This is a genomic window from Lacinutrix mariniflava (assembly GCF_001418015.1).
Lineage (GTDB): Bacteria > Bacteroidota > Bacteroidia > Flavobacteriales > Flavobacteriaceae > Lacinutrix > Lacinutrix mariniflava.
The window spans coordinates 680,431-706,141 of the sequence record NZ_LIQG01000026.1 but is presented as its reverse complement, the minus strand read 5'-3'; the positions used below and the strand labels follow the sequence as shown (position 1 = coordinate 706,141).

Below are 25,711 nucleotides of genomic sequence, written 5' to 3'. Positions count from 1 at the left end.
TTTTATGCAGTAAAAAGCTTAACAAACCACTTTTATTTTAAATTAAATCCACTATCTTTGCACGCGAAAACCAGAGGTGTTTTCAAACAATTAAGTCGCATAATATTAAATAGATAAGTAATGTCAAAAGTTACAGGTAAAGTTGCACAGATAGTAGGTCCAGTAATCGATGTAGAATTCGAAGCTGGTTCTGAACTTCCAAAAATTTACGATTCATTAGAAATTAAGAAAGCTGATGGTTCATTATTAGTATTAGAAGTACAATCTCACATTGGTGAAGATACAGTACGTACTATTGCTATGGATTCGTCTGATGGTTTAAGTAGAGGAACAGAAGTTAACGCTACTGGAGCACCAATACAAATGCCTATTGGTGGAGATATTTACGGACGTTTATTTAATGTAATTGGTGATGCCATCGACGGTTTAGGAGATTTACCTAAAGCTGGAGATGCAGGTTTACCAATTCACAGAAGCGCACCAAAATTTGAAGATTTATCAACTTCTACAGAAGTTTTATTTACAGGTATTAAAGTAATTGATTTAATCGAGCCTTATGCAAAAGGTGGTAAAATTGGTTTATTTGGTGGTGCTGGAGTAGGTAAAACAGTATTAATCCAAGAGTTGATTAACAATATTGCAAAAGGACACGGTGGACTTTCTGTATTCGCAGGAGTAGGTGAAAGAACACGTGAAGGAAACGATTTACTTCGTGAAATGTTAGAGTCAGGAATTATCAAGTATGGTGATGACTTTATGCATTCTATGGAAGAAGGTGGTTGGGATCTTCAAAAAGTGGACAAAAATATAATGAAAGAGTCTAAGGCTACTTTCGTATTCGGACAAATGAATGAGCCACCTGGAGCACGTGCACGTGTTGCATTATCTGGTTTAACAATTGCTGAGTACTTTAGAGATGGCGCTGGAGATGGACAAGGAAAAGATGTACTTTTCTTCGTTGATAACATTTTCCGTTTTACTCAAGCTGGTTCAGAGGTATCTGCCTTATTAGGTCGTATGCCATCTGCCGTAGGATACCAACCGACATTAGCAACAGAAATGGGAGCAATGCAAGAGCGTATTACTTCAACTAAAAAAGGTTCTATTACATCTGTACAAGCGGTTTACGTACCTGCAGATGATTTAACAGATCCAGCACCAGCAACAACGTTTGCTCACTTAGATGCAACAACAGTATTATCTCGTAAAATTGCAGAGTTAGGTATTTATCCTGCCGTAGATCCTTTAGATTCTACTTCAAGAATTCTTACTGCTGACATTTTAGGTGATGAGCACTACGATTGTGCACAGAGAGTAAAAGAATTATTACAACGTTATAAAGAATTACAAGATATTATTGCTATTCTAGGTATGGAAGAATTATCTGAAGAAGATAAAATGGCTGTAGGTAGAGCAAGACGTGTACAACGTTTCTTATCTCAACCTTTCCACGTAGCTGAGCAATTTACAGGTTTAAAAGGTGTTTTAGTAGACATTAAAGAAACTATTAAAGGATTTAACATGATTATGGATGGTGAGTTAGATCACTTACCAGAAGCAGCGTTTAACCTTAAAGGTTCTATTGAAGATGCTATCGAATCTGGAGAAAAAATGCTTGCTGAGGCATAAGCCAAAGTAAGTGCTGAATTTATTTTCGGCCTCTGTTTAATAAAAATGAGACTTTCGATTACTCGGAAGCTTTTAAATAAAATTTAAAAGATGTATTTAGAAATTGTATCACCAGAAGCGACTTTATTTAGTAGTGAAGTAGATGCTGTAACTGTACCAGGAATGAATGGCGAGTTTCAAATGCTTAATAATCACGCAGCTATTGTAGCTGTATTAGCAGAAGGTACTGTTAAAATTAACACGCACTCTCAATCTCATCTTGTTTTTGATGATTTACATGGTAGTGTTGTACCTCATTTCGATGATAACAAAGTATTGACAGTAAAAATCAAATCTGGAACATTAGAGATGAAAGATAATAAGGCAATTATTTTAGCTGATTAATTAGCGATTGCTTTACAAATTATAAAAAACGCTTCAGATGTATCTGAAGCGTTTTTTTTTTATACAAATTTATCATTACTCTTAAAAAAATATAGCTTAATTTAAAACTTACATTGATTGCTCGTTTTATATATTCATTTTTTATGAAAACACTAGAAGACAAATTAGAAAACCCTGTTTGGTATTCATTAAATGAAACTCACAATAAATTTGTTATACCACACGACAGTGTCCAATTCTACCAACCAGACGTATGTAATTTCGGAGCCGTTTTAGACAGTACTAAAACAGAAAAATCATTAAACGCATATTCTAAATTAGTTGAAAGTTTCTTTATAGTTTCTGAAAACAAAACGCCTATTATAGATACCGAGACTGTTGTGTTAGAGCGTAAAATTGACGGGTGTCAAATGGTTTTAGAAAACTTTGTAGATATTAAAATAACCGAAGACATTGTACAACTAACAGAAAACTATATAGATGATGTCTACAATCTAATATGGTTAGTAATGCCAGGATTTTACAGAAAAAGAGGTTTCGAAATGGGTAAATATTTCGGTATTTTTAAAGACAATAAACTTGTTGCTATTACAGGTCAAAGAATGCAAACTGACGATTTTATTGAAATTAGTGGCGTTGTTACACACCCAGATTATACCGGAAACGGATTTGCGAAGCAATTAATTACGCACACAACAAAAGCTATTTTAAAAGAAAACAAACTCCCTATATTACACACCAATAAAGGGAATTTAGCCATTCCTCTTTATAAAAGATTAGGTTTCAAACTAACCAGAGACATGAACTGGTTACTATACCGTAGAAAATAAAAACCCAATAAAAATAATGGGTTTATACTACTAAATAATGCTATTGCTTAAGCCAAGCCTTTCTTTGTTTTTCAGCCTTTCGGTTTTTATCTTCCAAAGAAATACTAATGGTATATGTTGGATCTGGAACCAACTCTAATTTTGCGGTCTTAGTTTCTTTATTTCTAAGATACTCAATATCCAGTGCCGTCTTTTCCGAAGCTTTAATAATAGTCTCAACGGTATTCGTTTCATCTATTTTAATGCCATTTACGCTCGTTATTTTATCTCCTTTCTCTAAACCTGATACATAAGCTGGAGATCCTATTTTAGCACTCCTAGACACTATATTCTTATCTAACGAAAGACCCGTAAAGTTCCTTTTAGAATCTTGCTCCATTTTTAATCCTACCGTTTTAAACAAAGACGCGTAGTCTGGCATTTCGCTTTTATAAATATAATTTTTAAAGAACGCATTTCCGAAAGCTTCATCAGCATATGTATTTAATAAGTCGTTAAGGTTTTTAATAGTATATGGTGTTTCTGTTTTTCCGTAAGTAGTCCATACTAGTTTCATATAATCATCTAAATTCAAACCTTTTTCACGTAAAGACAAGTCTAATGCTAAACCTAAAACGCTTCCATAAGAATAATACGAAATAAAAGTATTGTCTCTATTTACAGGATCTATTGACGATGCAGCATCCACAAATGGTGCTTGATAACTCATTTCAATAGGATTAAAAAACTCTCGTGCTGGAGAATTCCATACATAATTAAAAGTTCTATTTAATCCAGAAACATACGCTTCTGGCGTAACTACTCCTGCTCTACATAAAATAAGATTGGTATAATAACTTGTAAAACCTTCAGCAAACCAAAGTTCTCCACTCATGTTTGCTTCTTCAAAATTAAAAGGCTCAAGTGACTGAGGACGAATACGCTCTACATTCCATGCATGAAAAAACTCATGAGAAACAGTACCTATATTCCCTTCCATTCCGCCTTCGGCTAAACCTTCTTTATCTGTTAAAATAGTAGAGTTTCTATGCTCCATTCCATCGCCACTTACATTACCAATATAGCATGCTAAAAATGTATATTTCCCGTAATCGAAACTTGGTAACTCACCATACACAGCTTCTTCTGCTAAAACAACTTTCTTCACTTTTTCGAAGTAAGTATCTAAATCCTTTTCCGATCCTTTGTGATGCAATACAAACTCAATCTCTTGATTTTTAACTTTAAAACTACGTTTGCTATAGTTACTTAATTCTGTTGGACTATCCATAAAATACTGCAAATTTGGGGCAGTATAAGTAGTTCCGATTTTTAAAGGTAGCTGTGTTGCTACTTTCCAGTTTAAATCTGTTCTAGACTCAAACGTTATTTCCATAGCATTTTCACTTAAAGCTGGCGCATACATAAATGTTGCTGGAGCATTAAGATGTGCATGAGTTTCGTCTACTTGACTGTATGTTCCATCTGCTCTATTTGCAAATAAAGTGTACGAAATATTTACTGTACTATCGTGATTTAAAATTTCCCAAGCTTGCGGGTTTACACGCTTAATTTCTAAAGCCTCTCCTTTACTATTTAATGCTTTTACATTATACACGTTTTTTGCAAAATCATGAATAGCATAACGCCCTGGAGATGTACGACTCATTTGAACCAACAGAGAACTGCCTTTTAGGTTTTTATATGAAATATTAATAGACGCTTCATGATGTACTGCGTTTTCAAAACTTATAGAATAGTTTATGTCTTGAGCAAAAAGAAATGTTGTTAAAAAAAAGGCAAGAAAAGAAAAGAGTGATTTCATTTTTTAAATAATATAGCTGTTAAAATAGTAATTAGTTAGACCTTTTTAATCACATTTGTTACAATGCCCCAAATAAGAAAGTTATTATCTTCAGTAATATTTATAATAGGATAGTTAGGGTTTTCTGGTTGTAGCCAGATTTCATCTTTGGTAACTCTTAAACGCTTAACAGTAAATTCACCATCAAGAAAACAAACTGCTATTTTATTGTTTTCGGGTTGTAAACTTCTATCAATTACCAATAAATCGTTATCATCTAATCCTGCACCTATCATGGATTGTCCGCTTACTTTAGCATAAAAGGTGGTTTCTTTATTTTTAACAAGTGTATCGTCTAAAGACAATCTTTGTGTAGAAAAATCTTCAGTTGGCGCTGGATAACCAGCAGAAATACCCGTGTCGAAAAATGGAATACCTTCTGTAACCTCACTTTCTGGGTTAAAAAACGTTATACTATCACTACTTTTTGGAACAATCATAATTTCTACTTTGTATTTAATAATTCATTTTAAATATACTGCTTTATATTAAAACATTACATTTTTTTTATAGCTTCAAGTTCAACCTTAAGTTCTTGAAATAAATTCATGATACTACTTAATTTAAGTTCTTTCTCGTCGTATTCTTGAGTATTAATACAACACGTGAACTCCCATAATTCAAGTATTGACTCATATTGTACCAAATAAGGTTCGTACGCTTTATTGTCTGACGATAATAACAACGCATTCTCATTATCCTTCGTTTTATAAATACGTTTATAGACCAAGCCATCGTCTTTTGTAAGTAAAATATAAGTACGTCCGTTTTTAACGTCTGCAATAGACTCAACATATTTAGCCACAATAAAAGCACCATCTTTTACTGGTAACATAGAATCTCCTTTTATTGGAAACGCACGATGTGTTCCTGTGGGCAAAAATGGCAATTTAATTTTTTGTAGATGCTCAATATATTCTGGATCGGCATAGCCTTCTAAATAACCTGCAGATGCTTGTGTTGGTATTATTTCTATTAAATCTTCGTCCATTTCATTTACCGTTACCGGAAACAATATACGCTTGCTTCCTATTTGTATAAATGAGGTATCCTTGGCAGAGCGCAAATCGTTCTTCACCAAAATATCAATAGGTATATCAAAAAAATTAGAAAGCTCGATAAGGCGTTCTATTGGCGGTTCGCTTCTACCTTCTTCGTAAGACCCAACCATAGAACGTGACCATTTTAGCTCTTCGCCAAAACGCTCTTGCGAAAGCTTTTTTAAACTACGCAGGTGTTTTATGTTGTGTTGTATGTATTTCATTTTTAACATTTATTACTACAAATATAAGCAATCAAAACTACAATATGTAGTTAATTTTGTAGCCACCTAAAAATTAATATTCATGCTTTTAAATTGTCATAGCTATTTTAGCTTACGTTTCGGGACTATAAATCCTGAAGAGCTACTTGCTTTGGCTGCTAAAAATAATCACAAAAACTTAGTACTAACAGATATTAATAATACCTCTGCTTGCCTTGACTTTGTTAGGATTTCTAAAAAATATAATATCAAACCTATACTAGGCGTAGACTTTAGAAATAGTGCAAAACAACAATTTATAGCGATTGCAAAAAACAACATAGGCTTTGCTCAGATTAATCGCTATCTCTCTCAATTTCTACATGATAAAACATTAAAAATACCCGAATTTATAGATGAAGAACTCCAAGACTGTTTCATTATTTATCCTTTTGATTTTGAAGTAAATTATCAATTAAAATCTAATGAATTTCTTGGTATAAAACCAGACCAACTAAGCCGATTACAATTTTCTAAACGAGAAATAGACCTTGAGAAATTAGTAGTACTAAAAACGACAACTTTTAGAAATAAAAAAGATTTTAACACACACCGACTCCTTCGTGCTATCGATAATAATGTGTTATTAAGTAAGCTCCCAAAAAGTGAACAAAGTGACGCAGATGCTATTTTCCAGACACCTTTAGACATTGAAAAAAGATATGAAACGTTTCCTGAAATTTTAAAAAACACTGAAACACTTTTACAACAGTGCAATATTGATTTTGATTTTTCAGACAACCAAAAACCAGCAAATAAACACTACTTTTTGCAAACTGCTGAAGACGATTATAAACTATTAAAAACATTGGCTTATAATGGTGTTGCTTATCGTTATGGCACATTAAATAATAACATTAATTCGCGTATAGAAAAAGAGCTTCACATTATAAAAGCAAAAGGCTTTGTGTCCTATTTTTTAATTAACTGGGATATTTTAAAATATGCTAGAAGTAAAAATTATTTCTATGTTGGTCGTGGTAGTGGCGCCAATAGTATTCTCGCTTATCTATTACGTATTACAGATGTAGACCCGATAGAATTAGATCTCTATTTTGAGCGATTTATAAACATGTATCGCACCAATCCGCCAGATTTTGATCTTGATTTTTCATGGCGAGATCGCGACGATATTACACGATATATTTTTAATAAATATGAAAACACCGCATTAATTACCGTTTACAACACCTTTAAATTTAAAGCAGCTGTTAGAGAATTAGGTAAAGTTTTTGGGCTACCAAAAAGTGAATTAGATAAACTAAGTAGAGGAAAGTATGATGTAAATCAATTAGATCAACTCTCTAAACTAGTCTTAATTTATAGTCAATATATTCAAGGTTTTCCTAATTATTTAGGTATTCATGCTGGTGGTATTTTAATTGTCGAAAAACCCATACACCACTACACAGCTACTTTTTTGCCTCCAAAAGGCTATGCAACCACACATTTTGATATGGTAATTGCAGAAGACATAGGACTTTATAAATTCGATATTTTAAGTCAGCGTGGTTTAGGTAAAATTAAAGAAGCTGTAGAAATTATTGATGCCAATTACACCAATCAATCGCCTTTAGATATTCATGATATTAAACGGTTTAAGCAAGATAATCGCATAAAAAACTTACTCCGAAATGCACAAGCAATTGGTTGTTTTTACGTAGAATCTCCTGCCATGCGCATGCTCTTAAAAAAACTGCAAGTGGATGATTATTTGGGTTTAGTTGCAGCCAGTTCTGTAATAAGACCAGGTGTTTCTAACTCTGGGATGATGCAGCAATACATTATAAGGCATCGCAATCCTGAGCGTAGAAAAGATGCACATCCTACTTTACTTGAAATAATGCCAGATACTTACGGCGTTATGGTTTATCAAGAAGATGTTATTAAGGTAGCACATCATTTTGGTGGTTTAAATTTAGGCGAAGCAGATATGTTAAGACGTGGTATGTCTGGTAAATTTCGCTCTCGTGAAGAGTTTTTAAAAGTAAAACAACAGTTTTTCGATAACTGCAAAAACAGCGGAAAAGCAGATGCCTTAGCGCAAGACATTTGGAGACAAATTGAAAGTTTTGCTGGTTATGCTTTTGCTAAAGGCCACAGTGCTTCTTATGCAGTAGAAAGTTACCAAAGCCTATTTTTAAAAGCCTACTATCCTTTGGAATATATGGTGGCAACCATTAATAATTTTGGAGGTTTTTATAGTACCGAATTATATATACACGAAGCTAAAATGCACAATGGTATCGTTGAAGCACCATGCGTAAACCGAAGCAATATAGAAGCCACCATTAAACAGAAAACCATCTATTTAGGCTTTATGCTTTTACACGCTTTTGAGCAAAAAGTAAGTCATCGTATTTTAGAAGAAAGAATAGCAAACGGAAACTTTCTCTCTTTAGACGATTTTATAGAGCGCGTTCCAATTTCTATAGAACATATTGCCATTTTAATAAAAATTAATGCTTTTAGATTTACCAAAAGAAATAAGCGAGAACTCCTTTGGGAAGCACATTTAAAACTAAACAAAGCAAGAACCGAAGCACCAGAAATTACACTTTTTAAAACCGAACGCAAACATTACAACACACCTAATTTACCAAGTACGTTAACAGAAAATGCGTTTGATGAATTAGAACTTTTAGGGTTTTCATTGTGTAACATATTTAATCTTTTACAGCAACCCATAAAAAGTAAATTGCGTGCGAAGCATTTACTTCAGTTTAATAAAAGACTTATTAATATTCAAGGCTATTTAATCACTTTAAAAAACACACGCACAGTAAATAATAAAAACATGTTTTTTGGAACGTTTTTAGATTATGACGGCAATTTTATAGACACGGTTCATTTTCCACCAGTTTCAGCAAAATACCCATTGTCAGGATCTGGTATTTATGATATTGTTGGCACGGTTAGCATATCATTTGGGTGTACAACTATAGAAGTGAAATCTATATACCGACTAGATATTATCGAAGATCCACGTTACGCCATTGCACCTGTAATAGTACCAGAACCCAATTATAACAAACCTATATGATAGATAATAAGCGTGCAATAGTGCACATGGATTTAGATACTTTTTTTGTATCCTGCGAACGTAAATTAGACAGTCGTTTAAATAACAGGCCTGTATTAATTGGTGGCACAAGCGATCGTGGTGTTGTGGCAAGTTGTAGTTATGAGGCAAGACGTTTTGGTGTGCACTCTGCCATGCCAATGCGTTTAGCAAAACAACTCTGTCCAGAAGCTATTATACTTAGAGGTAACTCTGGTATTTATTCTAAATTTTCAAATGAAGTCACCGATATTATTAAAGAAAGTGTTCCTATTTACGAGAAATCTTCGGTAGATGAGTTTTACATCGATCTTACTGGAATGGATAAATTTTTTGGTTGTTTTAAGCAAGCTTCAGAGTTACGCCATCGTATTATTAAAGAAACAGGTTTACCTATTTCCTTTGGTATGTCTATTAATAAAACGGTTTCTAAAATTGCAACTGGAGAAGCAAAACCTAATAATGAAATTCGTATTATTTCGGGAAACGAAAAACTCTTTCTTGCACCACTTTCAGTAAAAAAAATACCAATGGTTGGTACTGTTACTTACAAAACCTTGTGCGACTTAGGCGTTAAACAGATTAAAACCGTACAAGAAATGCCAATGGAATACATGCGCAAAGTACTTGGCAAAAATGGATTAACCATTTGGCAAAAAGCAAACGGTTTAGATAATAATCCTGTAGTGCAATATCAAGAACGTAAATCTATTTCTACAGAGCGTACTTTTGAAACAGACACAATAGATGTGCACAAACTAAAAAGTATTATTATTGCTATGACCGAGAATTTGGCGTTTCAATTACGTCGTGGTAATAAATTAACGGCTTGCGTAGGTTTTAAAATTAGATATTCAGATTTTCAAACGTATACTTTACAAAAACGGATTGCCTACAGTTCTTTAGACGACGATTTAATAGCCATAGCGCTAGCACTTTATACTAAATTATATAACAGACGTTTATTGGTTCGATTAATTGGTATAAAATTTAGCCATTTAGTAGAAGGCGGACACCAAATTAATTTATTTCAAGACAACCAAAAACAACTTAACTTAGTTGAAGCCATAGATGGTTTACGCGAGCGTTTTGGAGATAGAAGTGTTATTAAAGCATCTGGAATGGAAGCAAAATCTATTAGTCGCTGGAATCCTTTTACGGGTGAGCCACCACCTTTATTAGCTAATAGAAGACAGTAATTAATTAACAATTTTCTTCAAAAACTACCACTTACAAAAAGGTGTTTTACTTAATTGTGAATTATAATATTTAGCATCTCCTGTTACTTCTTCTCCTAACCAATTAGGTTTAGTAAACGCTTCTGTTTCATCGTTTAATTCTACCTCAGCAACAATTAAACCTTCGTTTTTACCAAAAAACTCATCGACTTCGAAGGTGTGATTATCTACTTTAACTTCATATCGTATTTTATCGATCATGCCTTTTTTACAAAGCTTTAAAAGAGCTTCTGCTTCTATTTTAGGAATTTCTTTTTCCCACTCGAAACGAGACAATCCGTTTTTAGAAGATTGGCCTTTTATAGTTAAAAAACCAATATCACCTTTTAGCCTAACACGAACCGTTCGTTTTTTATCTGTGCTTAAAAAGCCTTGTACAATTCTGGTTTGTTTGAAAGCTTCAGTTTTAAAAGCATGAGACTGGACTAAAAATTTACGTTCTATTTCTATCATATTAATTTAAACTTTCAATTTGCTTATTATGAATTTTACTTAAGAAAATTAGCGCACAAATGGCTCCAATAGTTGCGTATAACATATCACTTTGTGTATCCCAAATATAACCTTGAGTTCCTAAAAACGAATCGCCTCCTTCTCCTGTTTGTAAGGATATAAACCATTCTATAAACTCGTAAGTAACACTAATTGCCATGGCAATGCAAACCACTATAAAATTTAACCAACTATTACTATTTACAACCTGTTTTCTTATTAGTATCTCTCGAGCAATCATAGCAGGAACAAAACCTTGCGCAAAATGTCCAAGTTTATCGTAATTGTTTCGGCTTTGGCTAAATACTTCTTGAATGTAATCGAATAAAGGCACTTCGGCATAGGTATAATGGCCTCCAATAATTAAAACAACACAGTGTAAGAAAATTAGAATATATACCAAGTTGGTAAACCTAAAACGATTAAAGGTAAATGCCAATATTAAAACGCCTGAAACGGCTGGCAAAACCTCTAGAAACCACGTAAAATGTTCGAACGGATTAATTGCAGACCAGATAAGTAGTACTATAATTAAAGTAAGAAGCGTGTATATAAGTTTCATGGTTTTGATGGTCTAGAAAACCAAAGATATTATAAATTTGTGTTATGTCTGAAAGCTTACCATTAAGAAAGATAATTCATGTAGATATGGATGCATTTTATGCATCTGTAGAGCAGTTGGATAATCCTGATCTTATTGGAAAACCTTTAGCTGTTGGTGGTAGCGGAACACGAGGTGTTGTAAGTGCTGCAAGTTACGAAGCTCGAAAATTTGGTGTGCGCAGTGCCATTAGTGGTGTAAAAGCAAGACGTTTATGTCCAGAATTAATATTTGTGCCACCTCGATTTGATAGGTACAAAGAAATTTCTAAAAAAATTAGAGCCATTTTTTTAGATTACACAGATCTTGTAGAACCGTTATCTCTAGATGAAGCGTATTTAGATGTTACCGAAAACAAAAAAGGAAATCCTAGTGCTTCGCTTATTGCCGAAGAGATAAGAACACGCATTTTTAATGAGGTTGGTTTAACTGCATCTGCCGGCATTTCTGTAAATAAATTTGTTGCCAAAATTGCTAGCGATTATAATAAACCTAACGGACAAAAAACAGTAAATCCTGAGGAGGTTTTAGACTTTTTAGAAGCTCTTGACATTAGAAAATTTTATGGTATTGGTAAAGTTACTGCCGAAAAAATGTACCAAAAAGGTGTGTATACAGGTCTCGATTTAAAATCTAAATCTTTAGAATTTTTAGAGAAAAACTTTGGCAAATCTGGTACGCATTATTATTACATTGTTCGTGGCATACATAACAGCGAGGTAAAACCAAACCGAATAAGAAAAAGCTTAGCTGCAGAACGTACTTTTAATAAAAATTTATCTTCGGAAGTGTTTCTTCTTGAAAAGTTAGAGCATATTGCCGAAGAAGTTTCTAAGCGTTTAAACAATAGTAAAGTTGCTGGAAAAACAGTAACACTTAAGATTAAATACAGTGATTTTACACTGCAAACACGTAGTAAAACCTTGCCTTATTTTATTAGTGATAAAAGCGTGGTTTTAGAAACTGCTAAAGATTTACTCTATCAAGAAAAACTAAACAACTCTGTTCGGCTTTTGGGTATTTCGTTATCGAATTTAAATACCGAGAAAAAGACTAAAAAGGTGGAACAGAAAAGTGTTAGTGCACAGTTGAAGATTAATTTTTAGATATCGGTAATTTTATAAACTTCTCGATACAATTTTCTCGTGCCTCAAAAATCACTCGAAGTGACACGGTGTTTGCTAAAAATAATAGTCTTCTGTCAGTTCGAGTGAATTTTTCGATTGCAATGAATAAAAATTTGTATCGAGAACATTTGTTTTACTTATAAAATAGTTCTCGATACAATTTTTCTCCCGAAAGCTTTCGGGATAAAAATCACTCGAACTGACATTACGATTTCAAATAAAATAAAGTGTTTCTAGTTTTTAACGTATTCTAAAATATCACTTGGTTGGCACTCTAAGGCTTCGCAAATAGCTTCTAATGTAGAAAAACGGACTGCTTTTGCTTTACCAGATTTTAGTATCGATAAGTTAGCTGTTGTTATACCTATAATTTCTGCCAAGTCTTTGCTTTTCATTTTACGCTTAGCAAGCATAACGTCTAAGTTTACAATTATTGGCATAGTTATATTGTTAGGTTGTTTTCTTGTTGGATTTCTCTACCTTTATTTAGAGCTTTTGAAAAGATAATTAAAAATAGACCTAAAATCATAAGTAAAATATAAAGCGGTTTCGAATCTATATATAAATAATCCTGTCCATGATAATCTTTTAAAATAACAAAATTAATTACCTCGAAAATTGATGTAATAAAACCAAGTATTCCTGATATTAAAAAGACTCTTCCCGATTTCAGGAAACAATTAATTAATTCTAAATTAAAAAAATCTCCCGTTATTAAAAGTCTAAGTTTTTTTATTAAAATAAAAACAGCTGAAACAAATATCAACAATGCTATTGCTTTAAAAATAAATAATACTTTAATATTTAATGATACTCCTATTCCAGAAGGCAACATTGCACTAGAAACATCTTGATTAAAGAATAAACCAAGTGTACACAAAATAATGTCACCAATATTAAATATCGCAAGTGATATAAAAAGTACCGTTATTATAATTCTTCTTGTTTTCATAATTATATAGTTAAATCGTTTTCTTGCTTAAGAATGCTCCCATTTTCTACAAATTCTATAATTACAAAAAGTCCAAAACCAATCATTATTAGAAGAAAATATGTTGCAAGGTTTGTATAAAAGAACTGAGAATTTGGATTTTCACCATCTCTATTTAATATTAAGATATTAAAAACAGTGCTCCCAAAACCACAAATTAAAAAACATGCACCAGCTACTTTAAAACTCTTTGCTACAATGGTATTAAAATATCCATTTTTTATTATTTTAAATAATGCTCTTTGAATAAAAAATAAGCCTACACATATTAATAACGAAAAACCTGATGTTACTAAAAAGTCCAAATACAATTGTCCTTTAAAATCTTTAAAAACATAAAAATTAGTTAAGAAGCCTATTGTAAATAACACTAACAAAATGACTAAAAAAACACGGAATACTTTTATTTTCCTCATAATTAAAACTTTAATATTATCGTTTAACAATAACAAATATATAAAAATTATTGATAAACAATAATAAATTATTAAAAAAAGATAAAATTACGTTTTTAGACCTGTCAGGTTTTAAAAACCTGACAGGTCTTTTTTAAAAGCTTTATTTATATTTGAACAATGGATAAAAAACACATTATTATCTCTGAAACGCCAAGACCATTTTGGCAATTAGTAATAGCAGCATTAATATTCACAGTTTCTATTGCTGTTTTATTACTTACGTTTTTTACAATGCATTTATCTTTTCAAGGATTTATAGATACTATATATATTATTTCTTTTTCCGTTTTTATTTCTATAGTAGCTACAGGATTTTGTTCGCAAAAAAGAGTGTATTTAGATTTAGAAAACTCAAAATTTAAACCTTCTCTAGAAATAGGCTTTGTAAAAATTGGTAAATGGAAAACCATTAATAATTACGAATATGTTTCAATATTTCATGAACCGTCTACATTAGAGTCTCATCAATTCGAAGTTAATTTATGGTACGATAGGAACAAACATTTCGAGTTATATACAAGAAATAATTTTGAAGATGCAATTTCTGTTGGCTTTGACATTTCAGAAAAATTAAACATCGATTTATTAGATGCTACTATTCCAAATAATTTTAAATGGATTGACAAGGAAGCGTTGAAACAAGGCACATCTAAAACAAAAAAAGGTTAACTTTAAAACAGAAAACAAAAAATTTAAATGGATGGATAGAGATCTATATAAACTGGAGAAACAGTTTATATAGATTAAGTATTGGTATCATGAAACCATTTTAGTAAATTACATATTATTAATATTAAACACAAGATTCCCATTTACATGGGAATTATAATGAGCGATACTTTTAAAACCATAGCAAGCTTTCAATACTCTACCGAAGCTCAAATAATAAAAGGCCGTTTGGAAGCCGATGGTATTCAAGTATTTTTAAGCGATAACTTTACCATAGATACAGATCCATTAGTAAGTAATGCTATTGGAGGCGTAAAACTAAAAGTGTTTGCTAAAGACGCAATGCAAGCGCAACACATACTAGAATCCATTTCTAAATATTCTCTGGACGATGAAGGCAATACTATACATTGCCCAAATTGTAATGGTGAAAAAATAGAATTATTTTCCACCATAAAAGACTTTAAATCTTTCTTCGGGTTTATTTTCGGAGTGCTATTTGGCACCTTACCAATAAGCGCAAAACATAAGTATAAATGCGAAACGTGTAAAACGGAATTTGAGATTCCGCGTTCACAAGCATGACACTTCCAATAGAAACCGAGAAGCAAAGCTTAAAACAATTATTCTGTATTAAATAACTTTTTAATTATCGTCTAACAATTCTTCATCTTCTATTTCATCTTCTTCATAATAGTCCTCATGCTCTCTACTATCACTTCCTTCCAAATAAATAAGTTCACTTTCACCATCTATTTTCACATAAAGCGTATTATAAGCCCATTCATTATTAATTTTTTCGGCTTCAACAATAATTTCACCTTCATCAATCGATCCTTTTATTGGTATAGTTAAACTAACAGTGCTTTTTCCATTTGTAGTTCTATAACTAGTACTTCCCATACCATCACTCTCGATTGGCTCACCTAAAAAACCAACAACTTCCTCGTTTTCTATAGCCTGAGAAAAGGCATAAGTATACGGTTCGGATCCGGAAATAGAATCTGATATTTTATAGAACGCTCCAACAATTACTAATACTACAACAACAATTATAGATAAGCAACCACCACCAAGTAACCATCCCCAATTTCTACTAAACCAACTCTTTTGTCCTGCTTCTTCCATTATTAATTTTATTTAAAAATTGTTTCCTTTTTTATTCTTACTAATTCTAATCTTCAATATAAGTATTCCTTTTTCAGAATTAGTTACAAGAAAAACAAAAAGAACTATAAAACTAACAATTACAAAAGTTATAAAAAAAATTTTGTAACAAAACACCTACATTCACTACATATAAATAGAAAGCAGAATAGCTCTCATTACTTTCAAAAAGTAGTATATTTCATTTTTCTAACTAACAACGCATTATCATGACAGATTGGTTCTTTAGCCTAGAATTTTTTCCAAAAATATATTGGAGTATTGCATTATTAGGTTCAGTTATTTTCATTTTTACCACAATTTCTACTTTTATTGGTGGTGATGCAGACGATTTTGGAGATGTAGACTCAGATATTGAAGGAGATACTGGAATCGGTTTTCAATTTATAACCTTTAGAAATTTAGTAGGCTTTTTTACGCTGTTTGGCTGGAGTGGTATTGCATGTATAGATGCAGGATTCTCTAAACCATTAACAATAATTATCTCTTTAATTTGTGGATTAATTATGATGACTATAATGGCTGCCATGTTTTTTTACATGAACAAACTTAGCGATAGCGGAACCATGAAATTTAAAAATGCCATAAATGAAGTTGGCGAAGTGTATTTAACCGTTGGAGCAAAACGCTCTACAATAGGAAAAGCACACGTTAAAATTCAAGGTGCACTAAGAGAATTAGAAGCCTTAACAGACAGCGAAACCGATTTAAAATCTGGCACAGTAATTAAAGTAAAAGACATTACCGATAACGGAATATTAATAATTGAAAAATTGAACTAAAAACCACAAAACTTATGATGCTAACCATTCAAGATGCTTTTAATTTAGGCTTCCCAATCGCAATTATTTTTGCAATACTATTTGTTTTTGTATTTCTAATAGTACTTGTTAAACGCTATAAGCGTTGTCCTTCAGACAGAATTCTAGTTGTTTATGGTAAAGTAGGTGGCGGACAATCTGCCAAATGTATCCATGGTGGAGCAGCCTTTATTTATCCTGTAATTCAAGATTACCAATTTTTAGATTTAACACCAATTTCTATTGAAGTTAATTTAGTAAATGCTTTATCTAAACAAAACATTCGTGTTAATGTACCATCGCGTTTTACTATTGGTGTCTCTACAGAACCTGGTATTATGCAAAATGCTGCCGAAAGACTTTTAGGTCTTAACCAAAACGACATTCAAGAACTAGCTCAAGAAATTATTTTTGGTCAGTTACGTTTAGTTGTAGCTTCTATGGATATTGAAGAAATTAACAACGATCGCGATAAGTTTTTAACCAACATTTCTCAAAGTGTAGAATCTGAACTTAAAAAAGTAGGTTTAAAACTAATTAACGTAAACATTACAGATATTGTAGATGAGTCTGGATATATAGAAGCTTTAGGTAAGGAAGCTGCAGCTCACGCAATAAACGCAGCACGTAAATCGGTTGCCGAGAAAACTAGAGATGGATCTATTGGTGAAGCAAATGCTGTACAAGATGAAAGAACCCAAGTTGCTGCAGCAAATGCACAAGCAGTAGAAGGAGAAAATACAGCAAAAATTGCAGTTGCAAATTCCGATTCTTTACGTCGTCAACGTGAAGCTGAAGCAGAACGTGTAGCAATAGCATCAGAAAAAGTACAAACAGCAAAAGCTTTACAAGAGTCTTATGCTGCAGAAAAGGAAGCAGAAACAGCGAGAGCAGACAGAGAGCGTTCTTCTCAAGAAGCAGATATTATTGTACCAGCAGAAATTGATAAAAGAAAAGTAGAAATTGATGCTGAAGCTGAAGCTGAACAAATAAGAAGACGTGCAAAAGGTGAAGCAGATGCAATACTATTTAAAGCACAAGCCGAAGCACAAGGTCAGTTTGAAATCTTAACCAAGCAAGCCGCTGGTATGGAACAAATTGTAAAAGCTGCCGGTAATAACTCTAAAGACGCTGTATTATTATTAATTGCAGATAAGTTACCTGAGTTAGTAAAAATGCAATCTGATGCAATCAAAAATATTAAAATTGACAAAGTTACTGTTTGGGAAAATGGTGGTGGAAAAGACGGAAAATCGTCTACTGCGAATTTCCTTTCTGGATTATATAAATCGGTACCACCTTTACAAGAAATGTTTAATATGGCAGGAATGGAATTGCCAGAATATTTAAAAGGTAAAGATGTAAAAAGTGATGCTGAAGCGGAAATTATAGAAGACAATAATTCGAAAGCATAATCAATATTAAATTTTAGAGGCTATTTAAAAATGTTATTCTGAATAAAATGAAGCACCTGTTAAAACACTTCACTTTACTCTAAATACTATTTTTAAAAAGCCTCTTTTTCTATACAATACATTTAAAGTAAATACTTCAAGTTAAAAAATGAAGAAAAAAAAAGGCAGACAACAAAAAAAGTATAGAAAAAGGTTGAATCCAACTCAAAAAATAGTTCTTACTATATTAAGTGTATTTGCTATTGCTGCAATTTTTGCTGTTATTTTTCAAAATCCAGAAATTATTCTTTTTACTTTCTTTCTTGGGTTTCCAATAGCTTTTGCACTTGTAGGAATTTATATTTTACGCTCAAGAATAAGTTTTATAAAAAAGGCGGACACGTTTTTAGATACTTTTATGAGTTCTAATCATGATAATATTATTGCTCCTAATCAGCAATTCTATTTAAATCCAATGTATTATCATCTTTTCTTAATACTACTGGCTTTATTAAATATCCTTTTTTCAGAATTAGGAATGGAAAAATACAACGATTCGTTGTACAACCGTTTTTATGACGATGTTTCTTTTCAAATAACAATTGCCTTTTTATTCGCTATTATTGGTTTTTTTAATCCTTATTTAAAAATTCCTCTACGTGTAAAAGACGCCATTAGAAAACGATATAAAAAGTTAGATAACTTTCTTTCAAATGACAGAAAAATATACACCTTCAGAATTTTAGCTTGTATTATTGTTGTCCTATTTTTTATTTATAAGGAGTGGTTAATCTTTCCTAACCTATTTCAAGATAATTTAATATCTAAAGGTATTGATATCACTCTATTATTTTTTGTGTTTAATAGTATCATTCAAATGATTAGAAATGCAAAACAATTTTTACTCAGTAATATATTTAGAGTCATTAAATTATTTACAATTCTTACTTCTTCTCTATTCGTACTAGTGCCTTTGGTTCCTTTAACACTAATTTCGCTTCATCTTTTAGATATAGATGAAAGAAATATCAACTTACTACCTTTTCCTTTTATAGGTTTTAATATTATTATGGTTTATGTAGAATACACTTTAAACAAAACAAATAAAGAGTCTAAAACAATTACTGAAACTAAATAACTTTAAAGACTGAAAAAGCTTCGTCAAAACTGATATAACGCACCTTTTAAATAATAAATATTTTCACAAATTATACTAATTAACTTAATAAAAAAATGCTTCGATTTTCATCGAAGCATTTTTATTTGAAATAGGGTAAACTTATTTACAGTTTCCTGACATTTCTAATTTTTCAAATCCTACAATAAAAGCAGTTGCAGATACTGTAGTAGTAATATTTGTTACACCATTAGTACATTTACCGTTTAATTCTGCCATAGCAGTTTTTGCCTCTTGCTGAGTATCCATTGGTGTAAAACCAAAAATGTTAGTTGATTTTTTTACAACTTTCACTTCTTTCCCTGCAGATACATACTCTGAAGGTGTTGAAACTAAACCTGCAACTCCACAACTTGACATCATAACTGCAACAGCCATTAATCCTAATACTTTTTTCATCTTAAAAATTTTGATTTGTTAATATTGATAATCAAACATAATTCTTTTCCATTTAATAAATGAGTAAAAGGAAATCTTATTAACTGATTTATTTTCACACTAAATAACAAACCTACTACACTACCTCATTAAAAGAAACTTTTAAAATTTTAATAACGCTTTCAATTTCATCTTCATTTAAATGTCCAAATCCTAATCTAATAGCACACAAGTTCTTATTTTGATACAATATGGTTTTAGGCAAAAACAAATCGTGTGCTTTAGCCTTTTCAGCCAATTTAATAAGCGGTATTCTAGATTCAAAATTTAACCAAACTGCCAAACCTCCTGTTGGCACTTGCCAAGTGGCATAATCTTTAAAATAAACACTTAAACAAGCACACAAATAATCGCGCCTTTGCTTATAAATAGTAATGTTCTTTTTAATCAACCGGTGTATTTCTCCCTCACTAATAAGTTCGGTTAGTATCTGTTTTTGTATTAAGTCTCCTTGTTTATCTAGTATTTGCAAATAGTTTTTGGCTTCATTAATAATGTTTTCTGGAGCGACTACAAATCCTATTTGAAAACTTGGAAAAAACGATTGTCCTAATCGTCCTAAATAAATAACTACACCTTGTCCATCGGCACTTGCCATAGGCACCATTGCAGAGCCACTAAACTGAAAATCGTAATCAAAATCATCCTCTATAATAGCAAATTTATATGCCTTTGCTAGTTGTAATAATTTTAAACGTCTTTCCGCAGTAAGCGTTACCGTGGTTGGATATTGCCTATGTGCACAAACATACACACAACGAATACTATTTTTTGTAAAGTTTTTTTCAATAAAATCCACATCAATACCATGCGCATCTACAGGAATCGTTATAATGTTGGCTCCAGCTTGCTGAAAAATCATATTGGATTTATAATGACTTAAATTACCAACAAGCACAACATCGTTTTCTTGTATTAAAAGTTGAGAGACAATATATAAGCTCATTTCAGTACTTCGTGTACTTACAATGTTGCTTGGTTTTATATGAAATCCTCTCGTAGCATTTAAATAATTACATAACTGTTTACTAAAAGTAGTATTAGATTCCGCTTGTGCTTGATTCCACTTCGAAACTAACGAAGCACGTTTCATAGACGCGCTATACCACTTAGAAAACTGATGCGTAGGATGCAATCTTAAATCGGGTTTCCCATCGTTAATTACATATTTACGTATTGAAAACTCTTCGGTAGATGCTAAATTAAAAGACGATTGAAACGGAAATCCTGCTATTTCTGGATAGGATTTTATTTTTTCTAAGCCTTGAACCACAGCTTTTATTGCAGCAGTTTTTCTTTCTGGCATTAAAACAAATGTTCCTTTATTAGCAACAATATCTACCCAACCTTGAGAGGCTAGTTCATCGTAAACTGCGACTGCGGTATTTCTATTAATAGACAATAACGCACTAAATTTCCTTGTTCCTGGTAACGCAGTTCCTTCTCGTAAATAGCCACGCTGTATGGCATTAATAATTTCTTGAGCTATTTGAATATAGATTGCAGTATTCGGAGATTTTTCGAAATTAATTAAAGATTTTAATATGTCATTAACCGGACTACTCATTGTTTTAAAACTGGACTACTTTAATGATCCGGAAAGTTACGAATTTTGCCGCGTTAAAAAACACCTATATATTTTATTATGAAATTATCCTTTTTATCAATTTTGCTTGTAGCATTTACTATAACAGCACAAGCTCAAGAATTAGACAAAAATCAACAATTAGATTCTGTAATTATCTCATCTACCAGAATAGACTTACCTTTTAAAGAAAACTCTAGAACGATAACGGTTATTTCGGCTTCAGACATAAAAACCAGCGCAGCTACAAACGTTGCCGATTTATTACAACAAGTTGCAGGTGTAGATATTAGACGTCGTGGTACAGCTGGTAGTCAAGCCGACTTATATATTAGAGGTGGTGGTTTTGACCAAACACTTTTACTTATTGATGGTATTAAAATGGACGATGCACAAACTGGTCACCACACCATGAATGCCGCATTACCAATTGAAGTAATACAACGTATAGAAATTATTAAAGGTCCTGCAGCTAGAGTTTTTGGACAAAATGCATTTACAGGAGCCATAAACATTGTAACTAAAAAAAATCTTGAGAATTCGGTTTCTCTTAACTTAGAAACAGGATCTTTTGGGCAATTAAACGCAGGAGTTACTGTTGGTACAGAATTAGAAAACTCATCGCATATAGTGCATGTTGGGAAGTTAACGTCTGAAGGTTATAGAAATAATTCGGATTATGACAACTCTAACTATTTTGTAAAAAGCACATTCAATAAAAAAGCACAAGCTATAGAAATGATTGCTACTTTTTTCGATCGCAAGTTTGGAGCTGAAAACTTTTACACAACCAACCCTGATTTTAATGAATATGAAGAGACTCAAAACAGTTTAATAGGTTTTACAACCACTTTTAAAACAGAGAAATTTAAAATTAAACCTCGTATTTACTGGAAACGTAACGAAGATTTATTTTTATTAAAACGAGAGGATCCTTCTTTTTTCAGAAACCTACATATTACAGATAAAATTGGAGCCGAAGTTAATGCATCTTACACTTCTGAAGCAGGAGTTACTGGTTTTGGTGTGGATGTTTCAAAAGTATATTTAAGAAGTAACAACTTAGGAAACCGTAACCGATTCATGACTAACGTCTTTTTAGAACATCAGTTTAAACTATTAGATAACAAATTAGATATTACTCCTGGTATTGCTGTTTCTTATTTTTCTGATTTTAAATTTCAAGCCTTTCCTGGATTAGACGTTGGATATAAAATTAACAACAACTTAAAAGTTTATGGAAACATGGGCTACACATACAGAATACCAACATATACAGACTTATTTTACAACGATTTTAGAACTACTGGAAATGCAGATTTAGAACCTGAAGAAGCATTTGCTCAAGAACTTGGTATTAATTACAACACCAATACATTCTCTACATCTTTAGCCTTTTTTAATAGAGACGCTAAAAACTTAATAGATTTTTTAAGACCAAACACTACTGAAGAAATCTATACTGCAACAAATATTACAGAAGTAAATACTAAAGGTTTTGAGTTTGATGCTTCTTATAACTTTAAAATAATTGATTTTAATCAGACACTTGCTGTTGGTTATACGTTTTTAGAAGACGATATTCTAGACCAAAATAAGAACTTATCACGCTACTCTTTAAACACATTAAAACATCACTTTACAACACGACTAAGTACTCAATTGTTTAAAAACTTAAGACAAAATATTATTTACAAACATGCAGAGCGCACTACCGGACAAAGCTATAATGTTTGGGATGCCTCTTTAGTATTAAGTTTAAAACAAGTAGAATTAACAGCTACTGCAAGCAATATTTTTGATGCAGATTATATAGAAACTGGGTTTACACCTATGCCTCCAAGTAACGTGTTATTTGGATTACGTTATAACTTTAACTAAAGGAGCACCATAACTTAACCTAACCACTTTAAGCCCTATAGTTTTAAAACAATAGGGCTTATTATTTTACATAAAGAAACGGAACCTTAAAATTATTTTATTTCCTATGAGCAAAATTAGACACAACTGGACAACGGAGCAAATTCTAGATATTTACAACAAACCAATGATGGAATTGCTCTATGAAGCTGCAACCGTACACCGTCTACATCACGACCCAAATACGGTTCAAGTTAGCACTCTAATATCTATTAAAACCGGAGGTTGTTCAGAAGATTGTGGCTACTGCCCACAAGCAGCAAGATATCATACAGATGTAGAAGGAAATGACTTAATGACTATACAACAAGTTAAGGCCCAAGCTCTACGCGCTAAGTCTGGAGGAAGCTCCCGAGTATGCATGGGCGCTGCTTGGAGAAATGTTAAAGACGGAGCAGAATTTGATCAAGTTTTAGAAATGGTTCGTACTATTAACAAACTAGATATGGAGGTGTGCTGCACCTTAGGAATGGTTACCGAAAATCAAGCCAAAAGGCTAGCCGAATCAGGTTTATATGCTTACAATCATAATTTAGATTCTTCTGAGGAATACTACAAAGAAGTCATTTCAACTCGTGGTTTTGAAGACCGCTTAAAAACGATAGAAAACGTTAGAAAAACAAATGTAACCGTTTGTTCTGGCGGAATTATTGGTATGGGAGAAAAAACCGAAGACCGAGCAGGAATGTTAGTCGCATTGTCTACATTAAATCCACAACCAGAATCCACACCAATAAATGCATTAGTAGCTGTAGAAGGCACTCCGTTAGAAAGCCAAAAACCAATTAAAATCTGGGATATGGTTAGAATGGTAGCTACTACTAGAATCGTGCTACCAGAAACACAAGTGCGTTTAAGCGCAGGTAGAACACAAATGTCTAGAGAAGGACAGGCCATGTGCTTTTTTGCTGGAGCGAATTCCATCTTTGCTGGAGATAAATTATTAACAACTCCTAATCCTGAAATTGAAGGAGATATGGAACTATTTAAAACTCTAGGCTTAAAGCCACAAAAACCATTTACAAAAAAAGAACAACCACAAACTATTGAAGCAAGAGATTCTAAATTTGAAGCCTTGGGAGAAAAACCAAAATGGACAAGACCAGACCATAAAATAGCACGCAATGAATTAGCAAAGCACAATAGAAAACCTTTAAAATAGTTAAAGTACTTTATATAGAATTTTAGTTTTGTTAACTTTGTTGGCTAATTTAACAATACTTAAAGCTTGAATATTAAGAATATACCACGTGTAAAGACTATTACAAAAGAAGACTTTATACGTCTTTATTTTAAGCCACAGAAACCTGTGGTAATAGAACACGGTATAGAAGATTGGCCTGCTTTTACAAAATGGAATTTAGACTATATAAAAAAAGTTGCAGGTGACACAACAGTCCCTCTATACGATGATAGACCTGTAGACTATAAAGACGGATTTAATGAACCACATGCTAAGATGAAAATGAGAGACTATGTAGACCTGCTTAAACGTGAGCCTACAAAGTTTCGAATTTTTTTATGGAATGTTTTAAAAGAAGTACCTCAGCTTCAAAAAGATTTTAAATTTCCAGATTTTGGCATACGTTTAATGAAAGGCTTACCAATGCTCTTTTTTGGTGGTAGCGACAGCCACACTTTTATGCATTATGATATTGATTTAGCTAATATTTTTCATTTTCATTTTGAAGGCAAGAAGCAAATTATTCTATTCGACCAAAAACAAAATAAGCATTTATATAAAATTCCACATTCACTAATTGTTAGGGAAGATATAGACTTTTCTAACCCGGATTTTAAAAAATGGCCAGCTTTACTAAAAGCTAAAGGTTGGGAATGCGAACTTAATCATGGAGAAACCCTTTATATGCCAGAAGGATATTGGCATTACATGAAATATATAACTCCCGGATTTTCAATGAGTTTAAGAGCTATAGCGAGACGTCCAAAAAACTTAGCAAAAGCTATTTATAATATAATTGTAATGCGTAATTTTGACAACTTAATGCGAAGTCTAAAAGGTCAAAAATGGATTGACTGGAAAAACAGACAAGCAATAAAAAATACTAAATAAATTAAAAATGAAAAAAGTACTATTTGTATTAGCGATCTTAAGTGTTTCGTTAATAAATGCTCAAGTGTTTGAAGGTAAAGGAGATCAGAAATTTCAAATTGGAGCTAACCTTCAAGATTACGCCTCTGGATTAAATATTAGTTACGACTATGGACTTGGAGAAAACATTTCAGTAGGTGTATCTACAACATATGCTTTAAATGTTAAAAATAACAACGTCATTGATGCCGATTTTGGAGATCGTTTTGATATTAAAGCACGCTTTAATGCTAATTTAGGAAACGTTATTAATATTGATGATAATTTCGATTTTTATCCAGGTTTAAGTTTAAGTACTAAAAACTTTGGTGGGCATTTAGGTTTCCGTTATTTGTTTACTAATGGTTTTGGAGTTTACACTGAGTTTAATACAACGCTAGCTAAATACGATGAAAACCCAATTGGAGCAGAAAATATTCACAATCAATTTACGGTAAATTTAGGAGCTGTTTTCAACCTATAAACCGAACATAATATTTACTAAAAAGCCT

At 32.2% G+C, this 25,711-nt stretch carries 26 protein-coding genes; 15 read left to right on the top strand and 11 right to left on the bottom strand.

The features are described 5' to 3' along the window. The first annotated feature begins 120 nt into the window (after positions 1 to 120). From atpD to ASC44_RS10090, 3 genes are all read left to right on the top strand, one after another. Complete coding sequence (gene atpD, locus ASC44_RS10100; protein ID WP_055447479.1) at positions 121 to 1,629, top strand: F0F1 ATP synthase subunit beta; 1,509 nt, start codon at positions 121 to 123, stop codon at positions 1,627 to 1,629. 90 nt (positions 1,630 to 1,719) lie between these two features. Next, entirely contained in the window at positions 1,720 to 2,013 is a 294-nt protein-coding gene (locus ASC44_RS10095) for a FoF1 ATP synthase subunit delta/epsilon (RefSeq protein WP_055447478.1), read from the top strand. Positions 2,014 to 2,156: 143 nt separating this feature from the next. Then, positions 2,157 to 2,843, top strand: a complete 687-nt coding sequence (locus ASC44_RS10090; protein ID WP_055447477.1) for a GNAT family N-acetyltransferase — start codon at positions 2,157 to 2,159, stop codon at positions 2,841 to 2,843. Between the two features lie 40 nt (positions 2,844 to 2,883). Here the strand turns inward: ASC44_RS10090 and ASC44_RS10085 are convergent, their stop codons facing one another. From ASC44_RS10085 to ASC44_RS10075, 3 genes are read right to left on the bottom strand one after another with little or no spacing between them, the layout of a single operon-like run. Continuing rightward, a complete protein-coding gene (locus ASC44_RS10085) occupies positions 2,884 to 4,647 on the bottom strand; it encodes a M61 family metallopeptidase (RefSeq protein ID WP_055447476.1) in 1,764 nt (587 codons plus the stop codon). Positions 4,648 to 4,682: 35 nt separating this feature from the next. Beyond that, entirely contained in the window at positions 4,683 to 5,126 is a 444-nt protein-coding gene (locus ASC44_RS10080) for a LexA family protein (RefSeq protein ID WP_055447475.1), read from the bottom strand. Positions 5,127 to 5,182: 56 nt separating this feature from the next. After that, positions 5,183 to 5,950, bottom strand: a complete 768-nt coding sequence (locus tag ASC44_RS10075) for an XRE family transcriptional regulator (protein ID WP_055447474.1) — start codon at positions 5,948 to 5,950, stop codon at positions 5,183 to 5,185. An 82-nt stretch (positions 5,951 to 6,032) separates the two neighbouring features. Between ASC44_RS10075 and ASC44_RS10070 the strand changes: the two genes are divergently transcribed. Continuing rightward, a complete protein-coding gene (locus ASC44_RS10070) occupies positions 6,033 to 9,032 on the top strand; it encodes a DNA polymerase III subunit alpha (protein ID WP_055447473.1) in 3,000 nt (999 codons plus the stop codon). Next, positions 9,029 to 10,249 carry a DNA polymerase IV gene (dinB, locus tag ASC44_RS10065; RefSeq protein WP_055447472.1) on the top strand — a complete coding sequence of 407 codons (1,221 nt, stop codon included), beginning with the start codon at positions 9,029 to 9,031 and terminating at the stop codon, positions 10,247 to 10,249. The genes ASC44_RS10070 and dinB (ASC44_RS10065) overlap by 4 nt, the downstream gene beginning before the upstream one ends. Positions 10,250 to 10,273: 24 nt before the next feature. On the opposite strand, the gene ASC44_RS10060 is transcribed toward dinB (ASC44_RS10065), so the two are convergent. After that, the gene (locus tag ASC44_RS10060) at positions 10,274 to 10,741 is read right to left on the bottom strand and encodes a CYTH domain-containing protein (RefSeq protein WP_055447471.1); all 468 of its coding nucleotides are present in this window, start codon (positions 10,739 to 10,741) and stop codon (positions 10,274 to 10,276) included. Position 10,742: 1 nt separating this feature from the next. Further along, positions 10,743 to 11,342, bottom strand: coding sequence for a DUF2238 domain-containing protein (locus ASC44_RS10055; protein ID WP_055447470.1), 600 nt, complete (start codon positions 11,340 to 11,342; stop codon positions 10,743 to 10,745). Between the two features lie 44 nt (positions 11,343 to 11,386). Between ASC44_RS10055 and dinB (ASC44_RS10050) the strand changes: the two genes are divergently transcribed. Then, positions 11,387 to 12,487 (top strand): DNA polymerase IV, encoded by a 1,101-nt coding sequence (gene dinB, locus ASC44_RS10050; RefSeq protein ID WP_055447469.1) that lies wholly within the window; start codon positions 11,387 to 11,389, stop codon positions 12,485 to 12,487. Positions 12,488 to 12,741: 254 nt separating this feature from the next. On the opposite strand, the gene ASC44_RS10045 is transcribed toward dinB (ASC44_RS10050), so the two are convergent. From ASC44_RS10045 to ASC44_RS10035, 3 genes are read right to left on the bottom strand one after another with little or no spacing between them, the layout of a single operon-like run. Continuing rightward, positions 12,742 to 12,948 (bottom strand): helix-turn-helix domain-containing protein, encoded by a 207-nt coding sequence (locus ASC44_RS10045; RefSeq protein ID WP_055447468.1) that lies wholly within the window; start codon positions 12,946 to 12,948, stop codon positions 12,742 to 12,744. 2 nt (positions 12,949 to 12,950) lie between these two features. After that, the gene (locus ASC44_RS10040) at positions 12,951 to 13,460 is read right to left on the bottom strand and encodes a DUF2975 domain-containing protein (protein WP_055447467.1); all 510 of its coding nucleotides are present in this window, start codon (positions 13,458 to 13,460) and stop codon (positions 12,951 to 12,953) included. Positions 13,461 to 13,462: 2 nt separating this feature from the next. Continuing rightward, positions 13,463 to 13,915, bottom strand: coding sequence for a DUF2975 domain-containing protein (locus ASC44_RS10035; protein WP_152973313.1), 453 nt, complete (start codon positions 13,913 to 13,915; stop codon positions 13,463 to 13,465). 159 nt (positions 13,916 to 14,074) lie between these two features. Between ASC44_RS10035 and ASC44_RS10030 the strand changes: the two genes are divergently transcribed. Continuing rightward, entirely contained in the window at positions 14,075 to 14,626 is a 552-nt protein-coding gene (locus tag ASC44_RS10030) for a hypothetical protein (protein WP_055447465.1), read from the top strand. 147 nt (positions 14,627 to 14,773) lie between these two features. Then, positions 14,774 to 15,211, top strand: a complete 438-nt coding sequence (locus ASC44_RS10025) for a putative signal transducing protein (protein WP_338035190.1) — start codon at positions 14,774 to 14,776, stop codon at positions 15,209 to 15,211. Between the two features lie 60 nt (positions 15,212 to 15,271). Here the strand turns inward: ASC44_RS10025 and ASC44_RS10020 are convergent, their stop codons facing one another. Further along, positions 15,272 to 15,754 (bottom strand): cytochrome c oxidase assembly factor Coa1 family protein, encoded by a 483-nt coding sequence (locus ASC44_RS10020; RefSeq protein ID WP_083476275.1) that lies wholly within the window; start codon positions 15,752 to 15,754, stop codon positions 15,272 to 15,274. Positions 15,755 to 16,002: 248 nt separating this feature from the next. Between ASC44_RS10020 and ASC44_RS10015 the strand changes: the two genes are divergently transcribed. The 3 genes from ASC44_RS10015 (at position 16,003) to ASC44_RS10005 (ending at position 19,125) form a co-directional block, all read left to right on the top strand. After that, positions 16,003 to 16,575: a hypothetical protein gene (locus ASC44_RS10015; RefSeq protein WP_055447463.1), complete on the top strand. Its 573-nt coding sequence runs from the start codon at positions 16,003 to 16,005 to the stop codon at positions 16,573 to 16,575. Positions 16,576 to 16,589: 14 nt separating this feature from the next. Next, the gene (locus ASC44_RS10010; RefSeq protein ID WP_083476274.1) at positions 16,590 to 18,008 is read left to right on the top strand and encodes a flotillin family protein; all 1,419 of its coding nucleotides are present in this window, start codon (positions 16,590 to 16,592) and stop codon (positions 18,006 to 18,008) included. 148 nt (positions 18,009 to 18,156) lie between these two features. Continuing rightward, the gene (locus tag ASC44_RS10005) at positions 18,157 to 19,125 is read left to right on the top strand and encodes a hypothetical protein (RefSeq protein WP_055447462.1); all 969 of its coding nucleotides are present in this window, start codon (positions 18,157 to 18,159) and stop codon (positions 19,123 to 19,125) included. 141 nt (positions 19,126 to 19,266) lie between these two features. On the opposite strand, the gene ASC44_RS10000 is transcribed toward ASC44_RS10005, so the two are convergent. After that, positions 19,267 to 19,563, bottom strand: coding sequence for a hypothetical protein (locus tag ASC44_RS10000; RefSeq protein ID WP_055436067.1), 297 nt, complete (start codon positions 19,561 to 19,563; stop codon positions 19,267 to 19,269). Between the two features lie 115 nt (positions 19,564 to 19,678). Continuing rightward, positions 19,679 to 21,169, bottom strand: a complete 1,491-nt coding sequence (locus ASC44_RS09995) for an aminotransferase-like domain-containing protein (protein ID WP_055447461.1) — start codon at positions 21,167 to 21,169, stop codon at positions 19,679 to 19,681. A 78-nt stretch (positions 21,170 to 21,247) separates the two neighbouring features. Here ASC44_RS09995 and ASC44_RS09990 point away from each other — a divergent pair, with 78 nt between their 5' ends. From ASC44_RS09990 to ASC44_RS09975, 4 genes are all read left to right on the top strand, one after another. Continuing rightward, on the top strand, positions 21,248 to 23,068 hold the full coding sequence (locus ASC44_RS09990) for a TonB-dependent receptor plug domain-containing protein (protein WP_152973312.1): 1,821 nt from the start codon (positions 21,248 to 21,250) through the stop codon (positions 23,066 to 23,068). A 106-nt stretch (positions 23,069 to 23,174) separates the two neighbouring features. Further along, a complete protein-coding gene (gene bioB, locus ASC44_RS09985) occupies positions 23,175 to 24,269 on the top strand; it encodes a biotin synthase BioB (protein ID WP_055447459.1) in 1,095 nt (364 codons plus the stop codon). A gap of 66 nt (positions 24,270 to 24,335) precedes the next feature. Further along, positions 24,336 to 25,181, top strand: a complete 846-nt coding sequence (locus ASC44_RS09980) for a cupin-like domain-containing protein (protein WP_055447458.1) — start codon at positions 24,336 to 24,338, stop codon at positions 25,179 to 25,181. A 7-nt stretch (positions 25,182 to 25,188) separates the two neighbouring features. Further along, positions 25,189 to 25,683 (top strand): DUF6646 family protein, encoded by a 495-nt coding sequence (locus ASC44_RS09975; RefSeq protein ID WP_055447457.1) that lies wholly within the window; start codon positions 25,189 to 25,191, stop codon positions 25,681 to 25,683. Positions 25,684 to 25,711 lie beyond the last annotated feature (28 nt).